At 70.4% G+C, this 18,710-nt stretch carries 17 protein-coding genes and 1 tRNA gene; 1 reads left to right on the top strand and 17 read right to left on the bottom strand.

Translation table 11 applies throughout. From position 1 onward, the window contains the following. Nucleotides 1–80 precede the first annotated feature (80 nt). From ACWC24_RS24660 to ACWC24_RS24600, 13 genes are all read right to left on the bottom strand, one after another. The gene (locus ACWC24_RS24660) at nt 81–731 is read right to left on the bottom strand and encodes an arsenate reductase/protein-tyrosine-phosphatase family protein (protein ID WP_450665029.1); all 651 of its coding nucleotides are present in this window, start codon (nt 729–731) and stop codon (nt 81–83) included. 52 nt (nt 732–783) lie between these two features. Next, the gene (locus ACWC24_RS24655; RefSeq protein WP_152892833.1) at nt 784–1,431 is read right to left on the bottom strand and encodes an L-threonylcarbamoyladenylate synthase; all 648 of its coding nucleotides are present in this window, start codon (nt 1,429–1,431) and stop codon (nt 784–786) included. 53 nt (nt 1,432–1,484) lie between these two features. Next, nucleotides 1,485–2,330, bottom strand: coding sequence for a peptide chain release factor N(5)-glutamine methyltransferase (prmC, locus tag ACWC24_RS24650; RefSeq protein WP_450665028.1), 846 nt, complete (start codon nt 2,328–2,330; stop codon nt 1,485–1,487). Between the two features lie 48 nt (nt 2,331–2,378). Continuing rightward, on the bottom strand, nt 2,379–3,455 hold the full coding sequence (prfA, locus tag ACWC24_RS24645) for a peptide chain release factor 1 (protein ID WP_450665027.1): 1,077 nt from the start codon (nt 3,453–3,455) through the stop codon (nt 2,379–2,381). A 109-nt stretch (nt 3,456–3,564) separates the two neighbouring features. Next, nucleotides 3,565–3,789 carry a 50S ribosomal protein L31 gene (gene rpmE / locus ACWC24_RS24640; RefSeq protein WP_003997877.1) on the bottom strand — a complete coding sequence of 75 codons (225 nt, stop codon included), beginning with the start codon at nt 3,787–3,789 and terminating at the stop codon, nt 3,565–3,567. A 148-nt stretch (nt 3,790–3,937) separates the two neighbouring features. Continuing rightward, on the bottom strand, nt 3,938–5,044 hold the full coding sequence (locus ACWC24_RS24635) for an LCP family protein (RefSeq protein WP_450665026.1): 1,107 nt from the start codon (nt 5,042–5,044) through the stop codon (nt 3,938–3,940). Between the two features lie 504 nt (nt 5,045–5,548). Then, nucleotides 5,549–7,561: a transcription termination factor Rho gene (gene rho / locus ACWC24_RS24630; protein WP_450665025.1), complete on the bottom strand. Its 2,013-nt coding sequence runs from the start codon at nt 7,559–7,561 to the stop codon at nt 5,549–5,551. Nucleotides 7,562–7,978: 417 nt separating this feature from the next. Then, on the bottom strand, nt 7,979–8,896 hold the full coding sequence (thrB, locus tag ACWC24_RS24625; RefSeq protein WP_152889172.1) for a homoserine kinase: 918 nt from the start codon (nt 8,894–8,896) through the stop codon (nt 7,979–7,981). 349 nt (nt 8,897–9,245) lie between these two features. After that, the gene (thrC, locus tag ACWC24_RS24620) at nt 9,246–10,304 is read right to left on the bottom strand and encodes a threonine synthase (protein ID WP_450665024.1); all 1,059 of its coding nucleotides are present in this window, start codon (nt 10,302–10,304) and stop codon (nt 9,246–9,248) included. A 6-nt stretch (nt 10,305–10,310) separates the two neighbouring features. Next, the gene (locus ACWC24_RS24615; protein WP_152889228.1) at nt 10,311–11,600 is read right to left on the bottom strand and encodes a homoserine dehydrogenase; all 1,290 of its coding nucleotides are present in this window, start codon (nt 11,598–11,600) and stop codon (nt 10,311–10,313) included. 303 nt (nt 11,601–11,903) lie between these two features. Next, the gene (gene lysA / locus ACWC24_RS24610; RefSeq protein WP_450665023.1) at nt 11,904–13,295 is read right to left on the bottom strand and encodes a diaminopimelate decarboxylase; all 1,392 of its coding nucleotides are present in this window, start codon (nt 13,293–13,295) and stop codon (nt 11,904–11,906) included. Nucleotides 13,296–13,347: 52 nt separating this feature from the next. Further along, complete coding sequence (nrtL, locus tag ACWC24_RS24605) at nt 13,348–14,346, bottom strand: ArgS-related anticodon-binding protein NrtL (protein ID WP_450665022.1); 999 nt, start codon at nt 14,344–14,346, stop codon at nt 13,348–13,350. A gap of 177 nt (nt 14,347–14,523) precedes the next feature. Further along, entirely contained in the window at nt 14,524–15,036 is a 513-nt protein-coding gene (locus tag ACWC24_RS24600) for a response regulator (RefSeq protein WP_450665105.1), read from the bottom strand. A 132-nt stretch (nt 15,037–15,168) separates the two neighbouring features. Here ACWC24_RS24600 and ACWC24_RS24595 point away from each other — a divergent pair. Then, a tRNA-Arg gene (locus ACWC24_RS24595) sits at nt 15,169–15,240 on the top strand. Nucleotides 15,241–15,416: 176 nt separating this feature from the next. Here ACWC24_RS24595 and ACWC24_RS24590 read toward each other — a convergent pair. The 4 genes from ACWC24_RS24590 to ACWC24_RS24575 all read right to left on the bottom strand — a co-directional run bounded on the left by ACWC24_RS24590 (nt 15,417) and on the right by ACWC24_RS24575 (nt 18,700). After that, the gene (locus ACWC24_RS24590) at nt 15,417–16,106 is read right to left on the bottom strand and encodes an SUKH-4 family immunity protein (RefSeq protein WP_450665021.1); all 690 of its coding nucleotides are present in this window, start codon (nt 16,104–16,106) and stop codon (nt 15,417–15,419) included. 91 nt (nt 16,107–16,197) lie between these two features. After that, on the bottom strand, nt 16,198–17,052 hold the full coding sequence (locus ACWC24_RS24585; RefSeq protein WP_450665020.1) for a nuclease-related domain-containing protein: 855 nt from the start codon (nt 17,050–17,052) through the stop codon (nt 16,198–16,200). A gap of 107 nt (nt 17,053–17,159) precedes the next feature. Then, the gene (locus tag ACWC24_RS24580; protein WP_450665019.1) at nt 17,160–18,533 is read right to left on the bottom strand and encodes a tyrosine-type recombinase/integrase; all 1,374 of its coding nucleotides are present in this window, start codon (nt 18,531–18,533) and stop codon (nt 17,160–17,162) included. Then, nucleotides 18,530–18,700 (bottom strand): helix-turn-helix transcriptional regulator, encoded by a 171-nt coding sequence (locus ACWC24_RS24575; protein WP_355803087.1) that lies wholly within the window; start codon nt 18,698–18,700, stop codon nt 18,530–18,532. The genes ACWC24_RS24580 and ACWC24_RS24575 overlap by 4 nt, the downstream gene beginning before the upstream one ends. Nucleotides 18,701–18,710 lie beyond the last annotated feature (10 nt).

Raw genomic sequence — 18,710 nt, 5'->3', positions numbered from 1 at the left:
AACTCCGGACGCGTCGACGGTGACGTACGTCCAATGTAGGACGGGGACACCCGGCGCGCCCGGTACCGCCGGGGCGGGTCCTACATCCGCGCCGGTACTCCGGTGAGCGCCGTCACCACCGGATCCAGCGCCTCGTGTATCTCGTCCCCGATGGACCGGAAGAACGGCAGCGGCGCCCCGTACGGGTCGTAGACCTCGTCCGCCTCGGCGGTCGGGGCCAGCAGCCAGCCGCGCAGCGCCGCGGCCGCCCGCACCAGCGCGCGCGCCCGCATGACCACACCGTCCTCCAGGGGCGGCAGGGTCGCCGGGTCGATCGCGCGGACCAACCGGGTGAACTCCTTCAGCGTGAAGGTGCGCAGCCCCGCCGAGTGGCCCATCGAGATGACCTGCGCCCGGTGGTCGCGGGTGGCCGTCAGGACCAGGTCGGCCATGACGACGTGCTCGTCGAGGAGCTCCCGGCCGACGAAGCCGGAGGCGTCCGCGCCGAAGTCGGCCAGCACGGTCTCCGCGTTGGCCTCCATGGGCGCGCCCTCGTGCCCCCACGTGCCCGCGCTCTCCACGATCAGCCCGCCGCTCAGCAGACCGCCGAGCCGGTCCGTCACGAAGTGGCGGGTCAGTCGCTCGGTGATCGGCGAACGGCACACGTTTCCGGTGCTGACGTGGAGGATGCGGAAGGTGTCACGCGGGAACCCGAAGGTGCCCGTCACTTCCCCGCCGCCTATGCCACGCATGGGGGTGCCCCCTGCGCGCGGGCGGCCGGGAGCTCGGGGCCGAGGGGGGCCGTCAATTCGCCACCTCGAGGTCGGGTACGACCTTGCGCAGCTCCTCCGCGGAGATCGCGCCGGCCCGCAGCAGCAGCGGCACCTCACGGGTGACGTCGACGATCGAGGACGGCACGTTGCCGGGGGTCGGGCCGCCGTCCAGGTAGACGGAGACGGAGTCGCCCAGCATCTCCTGCGCGGCGTCGCAGGTCTCGGGGGACGGGTGTCCGGTCAGGTTCGCGGAGGACACGCCCATCGGGCCCACCTCGGTCAGCAGCTCGATCGCGACCGGGTGCAGCGGCATCCGTACGGCGACGGTGCCACGGGTGTCCCCCAGGTCCCACTGGAGCGACGGCTGGTGCTTGGCGACGAGCGTGAGCGCGCCCGGCCAGAAGGCGTCGACCAGCTCCCAGGCCAGCTCGGAGAAGTCCGTGACGAGGCCGTGCAGGGTGTTCGGGGAGCCGATGAGGACGGGCGTGGGCATGGAGCGGCCCCGGCCCTTGGCGTCGAGGAGGTCGGCGACGGCCGCCGAGGAGAACGCGTCGGCGCCGATGCCGTACACCGTGTCCGTCGGCAGCACCACGAGCTCGCCCCGGCGGACGGCGGACGCGGCCTCGCGCAGACCGGTCACTCGGTCGGTCGCGTCGTTGGTGTCGTATCGCCGTGCCATCTAGCGGGCCTCCTCGTACACGTACTGCTGGACTGAAGTCTGGGACGTGCCGGTCACGGCATCGCCTTGCGGGCGGTCGCGAACCGGGGGCGGTTGTTGAGGTCGGGGTGGTCGGCCGCGTCGGCCCAGCCCTTCTCCTCGGTGAAGATCCACGGCACCTGGCCGCCCTGGGTGTCGGCGTGCTCGACGACGACGACACCGCCGGGGCGCAGCAGCCGGTGCGCGGTGCGCTCCAGGCCGCGGATGAGGTCGAGGCCGTCCTCGCCCGAGAACAGGGCGAGCTCGGGATCGTAGTCCCGCGCCTCGGGAGCGACGTACTCCCACTCGGTCAGCGGGATGTACGGCGGGTTGGAGATCACCAGGTCGACCTGGCCGTCGAGGTCGTGGAAGGCGTCCAGGGCGTCTCCCTGACGCAGGTCGACCCTGGACCCCTCCATGTTCTTGCGGGTCCACCGCAGGGCGTCCTCGGACAGCTCCACGGCGTGCACGCGCGAGCGCGGCACCTCCTGGGCGAGCGCGAGCGCGATGGCGCCCGAACCGGTGCACAGGTCGACGATCAGCGGCTCGACCACGTCCATGGCGCGTACGGCGTCTATGGCCCAGCCGACCACGGACTCCGTCTCCGGGCGCGGCACGAAGACCCCGGGGCCGACCTGGAGCTCCAGGTAGCGGAAGAAGGCGCGGCCGGTGATGTGCTGGAGCGGCTCGCGCTGCTCACGGCGCGCGATGACCTCCCAGTAGCGGGCGTCGAAGTCCGCGTCCTTCACGGAGTGCAGCGCGCCCCGCTTCACGCCGTGCACGAACGCGGCGAGCTCCTCCGCGTCGTTGCGCGGCGAGGGCACGCCGGCGTCGGCCAGCCGCTGGGTGGCCTGGGCCACCTCTGCGAGCAGCAGGTTCACGCAAGTCCTCCGTGTCGTACTCGTCCTCGTACGTGGGTACGTCCGCCCTTACGCGGCCGCGAGCTTGGCGGCCGAGTCCGCGTCGACGCAGGCCTGGATCACCGCGTCGAGGTCGCCGTCCAGGACCTGGTCCAGGTTGTACGCCTTGAATCCGACGCGGTGGTCCGAGAGCCGGTTCTCCGGGAAGTTGTACGTACGGATCTTCTCGGAGCGGTCGACGGTGCGGACCTGGCTGCGGCGGGCGTCGGCGGCCTCCCGCTCCGCCTCCTCCTGAGCCGCCGCGAGCAGCCTGGAGCGCAGGATACGCATCGCCTGCTCCTTGTTCTGCAACTGGCTCTTCTCGTTCTGGCAGGAGGCGACGACTCCGGTGGGCAGGTGCGTGATGCGCACCGCGGAGTCGGTGGTGTTGACGGACTGGCCGCCGGGGCCGGACGAGCGGTACACGTCGATGCGCAGGTCGTTCTGGTTGATCTCCACGTCGACCTCCTCGGCCTCCGGGGTGACCAGCACGCCCGCCGCCGAGGTGTGGATGCGGCCCGCGGACTCGGTGGCCGGCACCCGCTGCACGCGGTGCACACCGCCCTCGTACTTCAGCCGGGCCCAGACTCCCTGGCCGGGCTCGGTGGCGCCCTGGCCGCCCTTGGTCTTCACGGCGACCTGGACGTCCTTGTAGCCGCCCAGCTCGGACTCGGTGGAGTCGATGATCTCGGTCTTCCAGCCGATGCGCTCGGCGTAGCGCAGGTACATGCGCAGCAGGTCGCCCGCGAACAGCGCGGACTCGTCGCCGCCCGCGCCCGCCTTGATCTCCAGGATGACGTCCTTGTCGTCGCTGGGGTCGCGCGGGACGAGGAGCAGCCTCAGCTTCTCCGTCAGCTCCTCGCGCTGCTTTTCCAGCTCCTTGACCTCGGCGGCGAAGTCCGGGTCGTCGGCGGCCAGTTCGCGCGCGGTGACGATGTCTTCGCCGGTCTGCTTCCAGGAGCGGAAGGTGCCGACGATCGGGGTGAGCTCGGCGTAGCGCTTGTTCAGCTTGCGCGCGTTCGCCTGGTCGGCGTGGACCGACGGGTCGGCGAGCTTCGTCTCCAGGTCGGCGTGCTCACCGACGAGTTCCTCGACGGCCTCGAACATCTTGGGCTCCTGTACTGCGTTGCGAAGGGGAAGACGGGCGACCAAAAACGCCGGTCCCGGGCGCGCCCCGGTGAAGGGGCGCGACCGTGGACCGGCGAAATGGGGCTCGCTACTTCTTGGAGCCGGCAGCAGCCTTGCCGAAGCGGGCCTCGAAGCGGGCCACACGGCCACCGGTGTCGAGGATCTTCTGCTTGCCCGTGTAGAACGGGTGGCACTCGGAGCAGACCTCGGCCCGGATGGCTCCGGACGTGATGGTGCTACGGGTGGTGAACGACGCGCCACAGGTGCAGCTGACCTGCGTCTCGACGTACTCGGGGTGGATGTCGCGCTTCAAGGTGTCTCCTAGTTTCGGGAGGGCGCCGGGTCGCCGCCGCGGGATGCGGGAGCGTGAACCGGAGCCGACGTACCAGTCTGCCAGGACTGGCCGCATCCCCCAAAACCGAGAGGTGGGCGCATCTATTCCCCGCGCCCCCGCGAGCGGCTCAGGACGAGGTCACGACGCCCTTGGCGCCACCGCTCGCGGTGCCGTCGGTGGCGGCCTTCGGCACCGGCCGGTCGGCCTTCAGGGCGTCCCAGACCAGTTTCGCCTTCGCGTCGGCGACGACGACGCGGTTGGGGTTCGCGGGGTCGTACCGGACCGGAAGGGTGACCATGGTCATATGGGACGGGCTGATCCGCTTCAGCCCGTTCGTGAAGTCGAGCAGGGAGTTCACCGAGCCCAGCTCGGAGTCGGTGGTGACGGCCTTGGTGGCGGTGTCGGCGAGGTCGACCAGCTGTGTGGGGCTGGTGAAGAGGCCGACGTTCTTGACCTGGGCGACCAGGGCCTTGATGAACGCCTGCTGGAGCTGGATCCGGCCGAGGTCGGAGCCGTCGCCGACGCCGTGCCGGGTGCGGACCAGGGCGAGCGCCTGCTCGCCGTCGAGCCGGTGGGTGCCGGCCTTCAGGTCCAGGTGGCTCTGGTGGTCGCTGATGTTGCGGGTGGTGGTGACCTCGACGCCGCCGAGTTCGTCGACGAGCTGCTGGAAGCCGCTGAAGTCGACCTCCAGGTAGTGGTCCATGCGCATCCCGCTGAGGGACTCGACCGTCTTCACCGCGCAGACGGCGCCGCCGGTGGTGTACGCGGAGTTGAACATCACCCCGGACGCGGCCCGGTGCGTGGCGCCGTGGGCGTCCGTGCACGCGGGGCGGTCGACGAGGGTGTCGCGCGGGATGGAGACCACGCTGGCCTTCTTGTGGCCCTTGTAGACGTGCACGACCATCGCCGTGTCGGAGCGGGCGCTGCCGTCGTCGGTGCCGCCGCCGAGCTTCTTGTTGGCGCCGGAACGGGAGTCCGAGCCCAGGACCAGGATGTTCTCGGAGCCGTTGTCGGCCTTGGCGGGCCGGTCGGTGCCCAGCAGCTGGTTGATGTCGATCGACCTGAGGTTGTCGTTGAGTCTGAGGAACAGATAGCCGCCGCCCGCGCCGCCGAGCGCGACGATGCCGGCCGCCGTCCAGGCCGTGATCAGCAGGCTCCTGCGACGGCTCCGGCGGGGGCCGCTGGTACCGGGCTCGCCGGGTATCGCGGGCTCCGGCGTCTTGTCGGCAGACATGTGCTCCTCGACTCTCCGCGTCGCTCGACCGGGGGAAACCCCTGTCGTCCAATCGTCACTCCATCCGCTCAGACGGGTGAACTCGAGCGGGAGGTTGCATGACGCACCGTGTTCCCCCGACGCCCGCACGTACACCACGCGCGGCCGTCGAACCGGGCCGTACGACGCTCACCTGCGGCTTCCGCCTCCGGGCCGTCCAGGCTCCACCACGCCCCCGCGGGCACCCCCCTGTGGCGAAGGTCTCGCCGCACGACCCGGCACCGGCGGCAACACGGCGGGCGAGGCGCGGAGGGGCCTCCGCGGGGGCCTTACGGGGCGCGACGGTACCGGCCCGCTGGAGGGGGCCGGACCGGGCGGGCGCGACGGTACCGGCCCGCTGGAGGGGCCGTACGAGCCCGACGGGACCTGCCCCGCGCGGCGGCACCGCAGGGCCCCGGACAGCCCGAAGGGCCGCTCCCCGGTCGGGGAGCGGCCCTTCGTGTGTCACTGCCTGTCGGTACGACCTCAGTCGCCGTTGCCGGGCATCGGGGTCGTCTTCTGGATCTGGAGCAGGAACTCGGCGTTCGACTTCGTCTGCCGCATCTTGTCCAGGAGCAGTTCGATCGCCTGCTGCTGGTCGAGCGCGTGCAGCACCCGGCGCAGCTTCCAGACGATGGCCAGCTCGTCGCTGCCGAGCAGGATCTCTTCCTTACGGGTACCGGACGCGTCGACGTCCACCGCCGGGAAGATGCGCTTGTCGGCGAGCTTGCGGTCGAGCTTGAGCTCGGCGTTGCCGGTGCCCTTGAACTCCTCGAAGATGACCTCGTCCATGCGCGAGCCGGTGTCGACCAGCGCGGTGGCCAGGATCGTCAGCGAGCCGCCGTCCTCGATGTTGCGCGCGGCACCGAAGAAGCGCTTCGGCGGGTAGAGCGCGGTCGAGTCGACACCACCGGACAGGATGCGGCCGGAGGCCGGGGCGGCGAGGTTGTACGCACGGCCCAGACGCGTGATCGAGTCGAGCAGGACGACGACGTCGTGACCCAGCTCCACCAGACGCTTGGCGCGCTCGATGGCGAGCTCGGCGACCGTGGTGTGGTCCTCGGCCGGACGGTCGAAGGTCGAGGAGATGACCTCGCCCTTGACCGACCGCTGCATGTCGGTGACCTCTTCCGGACGCTCGTCGACCAGGACGACCATCAGGTGGCACTCGGGGTTGTTGTGCGTGATCGCGTTGGCGATCGCCTGCATGATCATGGTCTTGCCGGTCTTCGGCGGGGCCACGATCAGACCGCGCTGGCCCTTACCGATCGGCGCGACGAGGTCGATGATACGAGTCGTCAGCACGCCGGGGTCGGTCTCCAGACGGAGCCGGTCCTGCGGGTACAGCGGCGTCAGCTTGTTGAACTCCGGCCGCCCGCGCCCGGAGTCGGGGGCCATGCCGTTGGTGGAGTCCAGACGCACCAGCGCGTTGAACTTCTCGCGGCGCTCGCCGTCCTTGGGCTGACGCACCGCGCCGGTGACGTGGTCGCCCTTGCGCAGGCCGTTCTTGCGGACCTGGGCGAGGGAGACGTACACGTCGTTGGGACCCGGCAGGTAGCCCGACGTACGGATGAAGGCGTAGTTGTCGAGGATGTCCAGGATGCCGGCGACCGGGATCAGGACGTCGTCGTCGGCGAGTTGCGGCTCGGCGGTACCGATCTCGTCGCGGCCGCGACGGCCACGGCGGTCGCGGTAACGGCCGCGACGGCCACGGCGTCCGCCGTCGAAGTCGTCGTCGTCCTGGGGGCCGTTGTCGCGCTGCGGGCCGTTGTCGCGCTGCTGACGGTCCTGACGGTCCTGGCGCTCCTGACGGTCCTGGCGACCGCCGCCCTGCTGCTGGCCCTGCTGACGCTGCGGCTGGCCGCCCTGCTGGTCGTCCTTGCCCCGGCGGTCGCGGTCGCGGCCGCGCTCACGGCGGTCGCGGCGGCGGCCCTCGGCGCCGTCACCGGCATCGCCCTGCGCCTGCGCGGAGGTCTCGGACCTGGGCTCGCCCTTGGCCTCGGCGGCGATCGTCTCGGTGCCGCCCGTCGCGGGGCTGCCCGCGTCGGCGGTGGCACGCCGACGGCGGCGCTCCGCGGTGGTGTCGTCGGCCGCGGGCTGGCCGGGGATCTCGATCTGCTGCTGGGCCACGGCCTGGTCGGCGGGCGCCTCGGCCTTCTTCTCGGCGGGGGCGTCGCCCGTACGCGCCTTCGAGGTGGTCCGGCGCTTCGGCTTGGTCTCGGCGGCGGTCTCGGCGGTCTTCGCCGGAGCGGCCTGAGAGGTACCCCCTGCCTGCGCCTCCTTGATGACCTCGATCAGCTGGCTCTTGCGCATACGCGCGGTGCCCCTGATGCCGAGGCCGGATGCGACCTGCTGCAGCTCTGCCAGCACCATGCCCTCGAGGCCGGTACCGCGGCGCCGCCGGGAGCCGGCACCGCTGGCAGGCGCGGAGGCGTCCGTGGCGGGCGCGGCAGCGGTCTCCTCGACACGTGCGCCCATCAGATCGGTGGTGTCGCTCACGAAGGGTCCTTCCCTGGAGCGGACGTCGGCCTGTCTGGCTCGGCGACCGGTTGTGCTGTCCGGCAGTGGTCCCGTCTGTGTGGACCGTGCCGGGGCGGTGGTCCGCCAAAGCGGCGGAAGAGGAATTTCTGGTGATGGCGCTTCCAGGAAGCCGTGGCACGGACTGTCTGTGTCTGTGTCACGCGGCGTGGTCGCGCCGATTCCGGAGCGTGCCCTGTGATCCGCTCAGCACCCGTGTACGGCGTACTGCCCAGATACGACGTACGGAACGCAGTGCGGCTTGGGGAGCTCCCGGAAGAATGTTGGTCCCGGACGGGGACACGAAGCACCTCGCCATGGTGGGGTCGGGTGCAGACTTGAGGTTAACACTACCGGATCCAACAAACATTCCCCCTCTCGAAATCCGGCAACCGTGTCTCAAGGCGCAAGCGGCAGAACGCTCGCTCCTTGGAGATCAAGGCTCAGCCGGTTCGCAGCCCAGCCGGTTCCGGCCAGCTGCTCGACCTTGTCGGCGGTCCCCGCGTCGGCCAGCGCCATGACGGTGGGTCCCGCGCCGGAGATGACGGCCGGAATGCCGTCTGCACGCAGTCGTTCCACCAGTGCGGCGCTCTCCGGCATGGCGGGTGCGCGGTACTCCTGGTGGAGGCGGTCCTCGGTGGCGGGCAGCAGCAGCTCGGGGCGCCGGGTGAGGGCCTCGACGAGCAGGGCGGCACGGCCCGCGTTGGTGGCGGCGTCGACGTGCGGGACGGTGCGCGGGAGCAGACCGCGCGCGGTGGCCGTGAGCACCGGCTTTCCGGGGACGAAAACCACCGGAACGACTGAATCGGCGGGCTTCATGCGGATCGCCCGCGCGGATCCCGACTCCATCCAGGAAAGCGTGAACCCGCCCAGCAGACAGGCCGCGACGTTGTCGGGGTGCCCCTCGATCTCGGTGGCGAGTTCGAGCAGCGCGGCGTCGTCCAACTTCGCCTCGCCGCCTATGGTCACGGCCCGCGCGGCGACGATGCCGGCGCAGATGGCGGCCGAGGAGGAGCCCAGGCCGCGGCCGTGCGGGATGCGGTTGGCGCACACGATCTCCAGACCGCGCGGCTGGCCGCCCAACAGGTCGAACGCGGTGCGCAGGGACCGTACGAGGAGGTGGCTCTCGTCGCGCGGGAGGGTCTCGCTGCCCTCACCCGCGATGTCGATGTGCAGCCCGGAGTCGGCCACCCGGACGACGACGTCGTCGTAAAGCCCCAGCGCGAGGCCGAGGGCGTCGAAGCCCGGCCCGAGATTGGCGCTGGTGGCGGGGACGCGCACCCGGACGGCGGCGGCGCGGAACGCTGGACCGGCCATCGCTCGATGAACTCCTTGAGCTGCGGGATTGTCGAATGACATTCGATGCGAACAATGCGATACGTACGTGAGGACCCTCGGGCCGAGTGGGCGGCGCGACGCCGTGCCGAATGCGGAGGCATATGCGGCGGGCGGGTTCACTACAGCCTATCGAAGGAAGGTTCTGCCGCGACATAGGGCGCACAGGAGGCGCACGATGCGTGTCGCAAGCCCCCCGTGCACCCCCGATGGGGTTGTCCCTCGTCGAGCCGCCCCGAGGCGGTCGAAGTGGCGCTGCCCCGTCATCGGGCGCCCCGGTTGCGCCGGGGCCGGCCCGGGCCGGTGGAACCGGGCCGGGCCGGGGCGTCCGTCAGGCCAGTCCGAGGCGCTCGGCCGCCGTCGCCGCGTCGACCGGGACGGTGACCGGCTGCGGGGCACCCGCGACGGCCCAGTCCGGGTCCTTGAGGCCGTTGCCGGTGACCGTGCACACGATGGTCTGGCCCGGGTCGACCTTGCCCTGCTCGGCGGCCTTCAGCAGACCGGCCACCGACGCGGCGGACGCGGGCTCCACGAAGACACCCTCCTGAGCGGCCAACAGCCGGTAGGCGCGCAGGATCTCACGGTCCGTCACCTCGTCGATGGCGCCGCCGGACTCGTCCCGCGCGGCCAGCGCGAACTGCCAGGACGCGGGGTTGCCGATGCGGATCGCGGTCGCGATGGTCGAGGGGTCCTTGACGACCTCGCCGCGCACGATCGGCGCGGAGCCGGAGGCCTGGAACCCCCACATGCGCGGAGTCCGCCCGGCGATCCCGTCGGCCGCGTACTCGGTGTACCCCTTCCAGTACGCGGTGATGTTGCCCGCGTTGCCCACCGGCAGGACGTGGATGTCGGGGGCGTCGCCCAGCATGTCCACGATCTCGAAGGCGGCGGTCTTCTGGCCCTCGATGCGCACCGGGTTCACCGAATTGACCAGCGCCACAGGGTAGTTGTCGCTCAGCGAGCGGGCCAGGGTGAGGCAGTCGTCGAAGTTGCCGTCGACCTGGAGGATCTTCGCGCCGTGGACGAGGGCCTGGCCCATCTTGCCGAGCGCGATCTTCCCCTGCGGGACGAGGACGGCCGAGACCATCCCGGCCCGTACGGCGTAAGCGGCCGCCGAAGCGGACGTGTTGCCGGTGGAGGCGCAGATGACGGCCTTCGCGCCCTCCTCCTTGGCCTTGCTGATGGCCATGGTCATACCGCGGTCCTTGAAGGACCCGGTGGGGTTCGCGCCCTCCACCTTGAGGTGGACCTCGCAGCCCGTGCGCTCGGAGAGCACCTGCGCGGGCACGAGCGGCGTGCCGCCCTCGCGGAGCGTCACGACCGGCGTGGTGTCGGAAACCGGCAGCCGGTCCCGGTACTCCTCGATGATTCCGCGCCACTGGTGGGTCATTGCTCGTTACTCTCCTTCAACCCGCATGATGCTGGCGACACCCCGCACGGTGTCGAGCTTGCGCAGCGCCTCGACGGTCCCGCTCAGGGACGCGTCGGACGCGCGGTGGGTGACGACGACGAGGGAGGCCTCGCCGTCCTTTCCCTGCTGCCGGACGGTGTCGATCGACACCCCGTGCTCGGCGAACACGGTCGCCACCTGGGCGAGAACACCCGGCTTGTCGGCCACATCGAGGCTGATGTGGTAGCGCGTGACGACATCGCCCATGGGCGACACGGGCAGCGCGGCGTACGCCGACTCGCCGGGACCGGTGGCACCGTTGAGCCGGTTGCGGCAGACGGCGACGAGGTCGCCGAGCACGGCGGAGGCGGTGGGCGAACCGCCGGCGCCGGGGCCGTAGAACATGAGCTGCCCCGCGGCGTCGGACTCGACGAACACGGCGTTGTAGGCGCCGCGCACGGAGGCCAGCGGGTGGCTCAGCGGAATCATCGCCGGATGCACGCGCGCGGTGACGGACCCGCCGTCGGCCGCGCGCTCGCAGATGGCGAGCAGCTTGATGGTGCAGCCGATGCGCTTGGCGGCGGCGAAGTCGGCGGCGGTGACCTCGGTCATGCCCTCGCGGTAGACGTCGTCGAGGCGCACGCGCGTGTGGAAGGAGATCCCGGCGAGGATGGCGGCCTTGGCGGCGGCGTCGAAGCCCTCCACGTCGGCGGTCGGGTCGGCCTCGGCGTAACCGAGGGCGGTGGCCTCGTCGAGGGCCTCCTGGTAGCCCGCCCCCGTGGAGTCCATCTTGTCGAGGATGAAGTTGGTGGTGCCGTTGACGATGCCGAGCACGCGGTTGACCTTGTCGCCGGCGAGGGACTCGCGCAGCGGCCGGATCAGCGGGATGGCGCCGGCGACGGCCGCCTCGTAGTAGAGGTCCGTGCCGTTGGCCTCCGCGGCCGCGTGCAGCGCGGCCCCGTCCTGGGCGAGCAGGGCCTTGTTGGCGGAGACCACGGACGCGCCGTGCTCGAAGGCGGTGACGATGAGGCCCCGGGCGGGCTCGATCCCCCCGATGACCTCGACCACCACGTCGATGTCGCCGCGTTTGACGAGGGCGGTGGCGTCGGTGGTGACCAGGGCGGGGTCGATCCCCTCGCGGACCCTGGACGGGCGCCGTACGGCCACACCGGCGAGCTCCACGGGCGCACCGATGCGCGCGGCGAGGTCGTCGGCGTGCGTCGTCATGATGCGCGCCACCTCTGAGCCGACCACTCCACAGCCCAGCAGCGCCACCTTCAGCGGACGCGTACGCATCATCCGACCTCGTTTCCTCTTACCTCTGCGGTCCGACCAGTCTCACTCACCGAACGGGACTTTCTGCCTGCGGTCCGGATCGTGAGACATCTATTTCATTTCTGTGGGGGCGGAAGACCGGAGATCTTCCGCCGTCCCGCTGTCCGGCTGTCCGGCTGTCCGGGAGTGGGCCCACCCGAATTCTCCCGGAGGCGGGCCCGACCGGCTTCCGGTTTACGGTTTCCCGGTCCCCCGTGTCCCGGCGTGTGCGGGGGACCCGGCCTCCGGGGCCGGGCGTCCGGGCCGCCCGGGTGCTCGGCCGACTCAGCCGACGTCGAGCCGCAGCAGGTCCTCCTCCGTCTCACGGCGCACGATGAGCCGGGCCTCGCCGTCGCGCACGGCGACGACCGGCGGGCGGGTCACGTGGTTGTAGTTGCTGGCCATGGACCGGCAGTACGCGCCGGTGGCGGGTACGGCGATGAGGTCGCCCGGCGCCAGGTCGGCGGGCAGGAACGCGTCCTTGACCACGATGTCCCCGCTCTCGCAGTGCTTGCCCACGACCCGGGCGAGCATCGGCTCGGCGTCACTGGTCCGGGAGACCAGAGCGACGCTGTACTCGGCGTCGTACAACGCGGTGCGGATGTTGTCGGACATGCCTCCGTCGACCGAGACATACGTACGCAGCCCGTCCAGCGGCTTGATGGTGCCGACCTCGTACAGCGTGAAGGCGGTCGGACCGACGACGGCGCGGCCGGGCTCGACCGAGATGCGCGGGGTGCGCAGCTTCGCGGCCTCGCACTCACGGGTGACGATCTCCGTCAGCGCCTTGGCGATCTCGTGCGGCTCACGCGGATCGTCGTCACTGGTGTAGGCGATACCGAGCCCGCCACCGAGGTCGATCTCGGGCAGCTCGACACCGTGCTCGTCACGCACACTCCGCAGCAGCGACACGACCCGGTGCGCGGCGACCTCGAACCCGGACATGTCGAAGATCTGGGAGCCGATGTGGCTGTGGATGCCGATGAGCTCGAGACCGTCGAGCTGGAGGGCCCGGCGCACGGCCTCCGCGGCCTGCCCGCCGGCCAGCGGGATGCCGAACTTCTGGTCCTCGTGCGCGGTGGCGATGAACTCGTGGGTGTGCGCCTCCACGCCGACGGTGATACGGATCTGCACCCGCTGCCGCTTCCCGAGCGACTGGGCGATGTGGGCGACCCAGACGATCTCCTGGAAGGAGTCGAGCACGATCCGTCCGACCCCGGCGGTCACGGCCCGCTCGATCTCCTCGGCCGACTTGTTGTTCCCGTGGAAGGCGATCCGCTCGGCGGGCATGCCGGCGGACAGCGCGGTCGTGAGCTCGCCGCCGGAGCACACGTCGAGGTTGAGCCCCTCCTCGTGCAGCCAGCGCACGACGGCACGGGACAGGAAGGCCTTGCCGGCGTAGAAGACGTCGGCGTCCGGGCCGAACGCGGTCCGCCAGGCGCGGGCACGGGCGCGGAAGTCGGCCTCGTCCATGATGTAGGCCGGGGTGCCGAACTCCTCGGCGAGCCGCTTGACGTCGACACCGCCGACGGTGGCGACGCCGTGCTCGTCACGGGTGACGGACTGCGCCCACACCTTGGGGTCGAGGGCGTTGAGGTCGGCGGGCGGGGCGGAGTAGTGCCCCTCGGTGAGGACGTCGGCGTGGCGGGGCCCGGCGGGGTGTGCGGAACGGCTCATGGCTGGCGGACTCTCTCTGTCTCTCTGGCTCTCCGGGGCGCCTCGGGCGCCCTCAGAGGTGGTCGGGTGCGTCGATGCCGAGCAGGGACAGGCCACCGGCCAGCACCGTCCCGGCGGCTTCGGCGAGAGCGAGCCGGGCACGGTGGGCGGCCGAGGGTTTCTCGTCGCCGACGGGCAGGACGGCGGACAGGGCGGGAAGCGTGGCGTCGGCGAGCCCGAGGAGATGCCGGGCGACCCGCGAGGGACCACCGCCGTGCTCCGCTGTCGTTGCCGTGGCCGTTGCCGCGAGGACACGGGGATGGTCGGCCAGCACGGCGAGGACCGCGAGGTGGGCCTCGGTGTCGCCGACCGGGCCGGGCTCGGGGCAGAAGCCCAGATCGGCGGCGTTGCGCACCAGGGCCCGGGTGCGGGCGTGGGCGTACCGGATCCGGAAGAGCGGGTTGCCCTCCCGCTGGACCAGATGGTCCGCGGAGATCCGGGGCCGGTCGTGCGGCGCGGGATGCAGCAGGGCCCAGCGGGCGGCGTCGCGGCCGAGCGGGGCGGGGTCCTCCGGGGCGGGCACGGGCCGCAGGTCGGCGGGCTCGCCGTGCTCGACCTCGACCTGCCCGCCCTGGGAGCCGACGATCCGCACGAGCGCGTCGGCGACGGCTTCGGCACGGACCTCGTGAGGAACGCGAAGACGGACGACCTGGCCGGCGAGCACGTCGGAGTGCCCGTACCGCGTTCCTTCCCGCAGGATCCGCCGTACGAGCGCGACGGAGGCCGCGTCCCGGTCGAGAGTGATGTTGAGGAACCCCGGCCCGGTGATGTCGACGCCGGTGACACCGGCCGAACGGGCGAGGTAGGGCTGGAGCAGCTCGGCGACCCGCCGGGGCGGACATCCCGCCGGGCGGGCCAGCTGGAGGGCGATGTTGGTGGCGTAGTCACCGCAACCGCCGGGCCCTGGCACGCTCACCAGGGCCTTCTCGGGCACGGCCACGCTCAGCCGCCCGTCGTCGACAGCGCTGCACACCGCGCGCAGCACGGTACGGGAGAGCTCGACGGGGGTCACGGGACAAGCCTAGGGGAGGAGGGGGGTGGAAATGCGAGCCGATTAGGACGACCGTCCGGGATGTGGACGCCGAGCCGAAAACGGGCCGATCAGCCCTGGCGAGGGAATCGATCGGTCCCGGCGAGGGGATCGATCGATCCTGGCGAGGGGTTCGATCGGTCCCGGTGAGGGGATCGATCAACCGCCACCGGCCCGCTCGGCCGCCTCCCCGACACTGAGAACACCCCGAAGAGAGCCCTGTCCCCCACCCTCGGCGACCTTGCTGCCCCCGTCCTCGATCAGCTCCCGCACGAGCCGGACCAGTTCGGCGGGCTCGAAGGGCTTGGCGAGGAAGGCGTCCACGCCGACATCGAGCCCGGCCTCGACCTCGAACTGCGTACAGGCGCTGACGATGGCAAGCGGAAGACCACGCGTCCGCGGATCGGCCCGCAACCGGGCGGCGGTCCTGAGCCCGTCGAGCCGCGGCATCACGACATCGAGGGTGACCACGTCGGGCCGCACCTGATGAACGACTTCCAGACACTCGGCACCATCGGCCGCGGTCACGACCTCGAGACCCTCCAGCTCGAGATTGACCCTGATCAGCTGCCGGATGACCTTGTTGTCGTCCACAACAAGCACCCGGCCCGAAGCGCCTGGCACAACTCGAGAGTAGGTCCGGACCGGCCACCGCGTCCGGCTTTTCCCCACTTCCACCCCACCCGGGTCACCACCCCTCCGACCCGGCCTCCGACACCCCCCCGACAAAACCCGTTCCTGACCACCCAGGCCGAGCTGGTAGTGTTCTACCCGTCGCCGCGAGCAACACCTCACGACGAACACGCCCCCGTAGCTCAGGGGATAGAGCAACGGCCTCCGGAGCCGTGTGCGCAGGTTCGAATCCTGCCGGGGGCACTTCGCATGAAGTGCCCAAAGACCCCGTCACCAGCGGAAACGCTGAGGATGGGGTCTTCGTGTTTGTGCAGGCGTACGCCGCTCGAAGCGGGCGTATGTCGGGGTCTGTGGACGAGGCGTGGACGGGATCTTGGTCTATCGCCGCAGGTCAGCAGTTGCGTGATCCGCCTCCCAGCTCACACTGAGTTCTCGCGGATCAGCTCGGTCCAAACCGAGGATTGGCTCTCGGCATCGGCGGCAAGGTCGACTCTCCTCACGACGTTGACCACGAGGTCCAAGCACGCGTAGAGGCGGTCGGAGTGTTGCACGAGTTCCGCTTCCGCAGCTGTGGGCGCAGGCTCCTCGATCTGCCGAAGGATCTGCAGGGCCGCATGCCACCGCCAGGCCGTCTCAACGTACCGGGCAAGTGAGGTGTTGAAGAAGGAGACCGCGGGCTTGTACAGCCCCGAGTGACAGGGCCGGAGGATCTCCGGCAGGCCTTCCACCGTGATCGGCTCCGGGAGCAGGCAGAGCACACGCCCCTCGCCCGGCACCACGCCGACCACGCAGCTAGTCGGGTCGGTCCCCCAATAGCCCAGGTCGTAGAGCCGCTGCCCCTCTCGGACCAAGCGCCGCTCATACTCGCCAGCTCGGTTGGGCACGAGGACGGGGTCCGGTCCGGACTGAGGTCGGCTCGTGAAGAGCGGGTGCCGAGGCAACCCCCACTTACGCAACGCCTCACGATCACTCTCGGGGATGCCCCACTGCTCCACCTCCTCAATAACAAGGGCCGACTCCACGGAAACCAAGCCGGAAAGAGGCTGGGCCAGTACGCGGCAAAGGGCCTCCCGCACAGGAATCCACTGCTCTGAATTGTGGCGCTTCACCGGCGTCAGCCTTCCTGGTGCGGCGAACGGCTGCAAGACTGCGCACGGGTTCAACCCACCCCGGACTGGCGCCTTACTGAGGCACAGCGAATCAAGCCGTGCTCCAGGCCAGCCGATGGCGAGCCACGCTGTATACCTGCTCCACCTGGTCGCCTGTGAGCACCCCTGAGAGCGGAGCGAGTGCCGCTACTTGGCGCTCCTGGTAGATCCGGACACTGAGTTGCGTAGCGACCACCTTCAACTCGCTGACACCGACGAAAACGAGCACCGGCTCCACCGGTACGGGAAATCCGCAATAGTGCTCAAGCACTCGGGCTACCCGCTTAGCCTCCGCCCGGCTCTTGCGAGCGTAGGGTGCCGGCTTACCGTGATCGACCTTCACGGAGTCATCGCCGACCCATACAGCCCTTTTGTTGTGGTACTTCGTATTGATGCTGAACACGCCACCGGGCCCGATCAGCAAGTGATCGACATCCACCTTGTCGCCCAAGGGAATGGAGTGCAGGACCCGCCAGCCGTGACGCGCCAAGCGGTTCAGCTCGGCTCCCACCCTCTGCTCCCCCGCCAGTCCCTTCCGCCAGGAGTCCCACTCTGTGGGGCGCCGCAGGAGCTGTGAGACGACTCGCTTGATCACGCCTGGCCCGGATTTGTCGCGGAGAGACTCGCCGGGACGGTTGGCGGACAGGTCGTCGGCCGCCGTCAGAGGCGGCAGTAGCGGGGGTGGCTCAGCGTCAGACGTCCTGGACGTCGTCTGTGGCGAGACCGGTTCTGGGTTGTTCCGTAAGTGGTCTGTCAGTACGGCGATCACGTCGGCGCGATACTCGGCGACCAAGACCGTGATGTCCCCCGTCCTCACATCCGCCCAGCCGACCGCGGTGCCGTCAGGCAGGTTGGCGTACAGGCGATCATGTCCGTACCGCTTCCAGCGCGTGACCTTCAGCTCCACGAGTCCCCCCTCGTCCGCTCTCGACTCGAAGCGTCGCAGCAGGTGGGGCTCAAAACGAGAGAGGCCCCGGACAAGTTGCCCGGGGCCTCGGTGGGGTGCAGCGTGTCTCACTCGTACTCGCGAAGCAGATCCTCGATACGCCGGTTGGCGACGTCCTGCCGTCCGTCGAGGCACTTCGCGTAGCGAGTCAGCAGGACCTCGACGCTGTTGCCGGCACGCTCGGCCACCTCGGTCGGGTCAACACCCGCGTTGAGCCACGTCGACAGCGCCGAGTGCCGAAGGTCGTACGGCCGACTCGCGAGCGGCGAGGCCGCCACGACCGGAGGGAGCGCGAGGAGCCGGGCTTCCTGCCACACGCGGTAGTACGTCGACGAGGGGACGACCGAGCCCTTCTCGCTGAAAAAGAGCCGTCCGTCGTCCGCCGTGCCGAAGGTCGCCAGGTGCTCGCGTAGTGCAGCGACCAGGTGGGGCGGGATCGGCACTCGCCGGACGTCCTCGACAGGCCGGTTCTTCAGACCGCGGTCGTCGTGGGTCTCCCCCGAATCGGTCCACTGCTTGCCGACCGACGGACGCGTCCGGTGGAGCAGCGCCGACCCCCAGCCCTGTCCAGGGAGGTTCAGGTCCGTCTCGACCAGGCCGACCGCTTCAGCCGGCCGGAGACCCCCGAAGTACATGGCGGCGAAGAGACCCACCAAGCGCCGACCGCGGGCCCGCCGGTAGCCGCCCACGTAGGAGACGGCAGCCAGGAGATTGCGAGCCTGCTCGGGGTTCGCGACAACGCGAGGGTCGACCTGGTTGGAGACCTTCGGTTTCTGCCAGCGGACGGCCATGATCGGGTTTTCGCGCAGCTCCCCCAGGTCGACCGCGTAGTTGGCAGCGTTGACGAGAGTCCGCCGCTTACGCCGCACGGTCTCGGCGGCCGCGGCCGTACCGTCGAGCTTGAGCTTCAGCGAGTCCAGCACCGCACGGGCCGTAGCCGGTTCAGCGAGATCGGCCAGCGGTCGCGATGCCTTCGACACCCAGTGAAGGACGTTCCGCACGTCGTCCGGGACGTCTCGGTCATCAGGCCCCGGCAGGACGAAGGCCCAGTTGCGGAGCGCCTGGCGGATGGCTTGATCGGACGGCCGTCCAGCCCGCTCGTCGAGGAGCTCCACGGTCACGCTGGTGAGCGATTCGTTGATGCCGTCACGCGTATTGGGGGCGGCGTGTGGCCACTTCATGGCGAGGTACCTGAGGGCGAAGTCGTACCAGGACACAGCCGACTTCTTCTCTTCCATCGACTCCGGAAGCCCGGACGCCTGGTCGAACTCCTCGCCGTCGCGCATCGCCCGCATCAACTTCGCGCGGTAGTGATCGGCCAGTGCCTTCGTGCGGAAGGAGTCGGAGAAAACGTTGCCCGCCACGGACCACCGGACGCCGTACGAGGGCGTTTTCGTATCGCGCTTCCGTACGGCCCAGACCTTCACATCGAGAGACTTCACGCGGCAGCCTCCAGCTGTCGCAGCCACGTGGTGAAGTCACTCCGCCACACCCGGAGCTCCCCGTTGGGCAGCTTGAATGCCGCCGGCCCATACCCCAACTCGCGCCAGCGATAGAACGTCCGGCGAGAGACCCCACCCAGCTCATCCAAGATCTGGGGAACGGTCATCAGCTCATCG

The organism is Streptomyces sp. NPDC001443 (assembly GCF_053597355.1).
Note: the sequence above shows the minus strand (reverse complement) of the source record. Positions and strands in the feature narration are given on the sequence as shown.

Bases quoted from the DNA above. Each gene is read 5' to 3' on its own strand.
- ACWC24_RS24615 (WP_152889228.1), bottom strand. From the start codon at position 11,600: ATGCGTACGCGTCCGCTGAAGGTGGCGCTGCTGGGCTGTGGAGTGGTC.
- thrC (WP_450665024.1), bottom strand. From the start codon at position 10,304: ATGACCCACCAGTGGCGCGGAATCATCGAGGAGTACCGGGACCGGCTG.
- lysA (WP_450665023.1), bottom strand. From the start codon at position 13,295: ATGAGCCGTTCCGCACACCCCGCCGGGCCCCGCCACGCCGACGTCCTC.
- thrB (WP_152889172.1), bottom strand. From the start codon at position 8,896: ATGGCCGGTCCAGCGTTCCGCGCCGCCGCCGTCCGGGTGCGCGTCCCC.
- ACWC24_RS24635 (WP_450665026.1), bottom strand. From the start codon at position 5,044: ATGTCTGCCGACAAGACGCCGGAGCCCGCGATACCCGGCGAGCCCGGT.
- prfA (WP_450665027.1), bottom strand. From the start codon at position 3,455: ATGTTCGAGGCCGTCGAGGAACTCGTCGGTGAGCACGCCGACCTGGAG.
- ACWC24_RS24660 (WP_450665029.1), bottom strand. From the start codon at position 731: ATGCGTGGCATAGGCGGCGGGGAAGTGACGGGCACCTTCGGGTTCCCG.
- ACWC24_RS24655 (WP_152892833.1), bottom strand. From the start codon at position 1,431: ATGGCACGGCGATACGACACCAACGACGCGACCGACCGAGTGACCGGT.
- ACWC24_RS24575 (WP_355803087.1), bottom strand. From the start codon at position 18,700: ATGACCGTTCCCCAGATCTTGGATGAGCTGGGTGGGGTCTCTCGCCGG.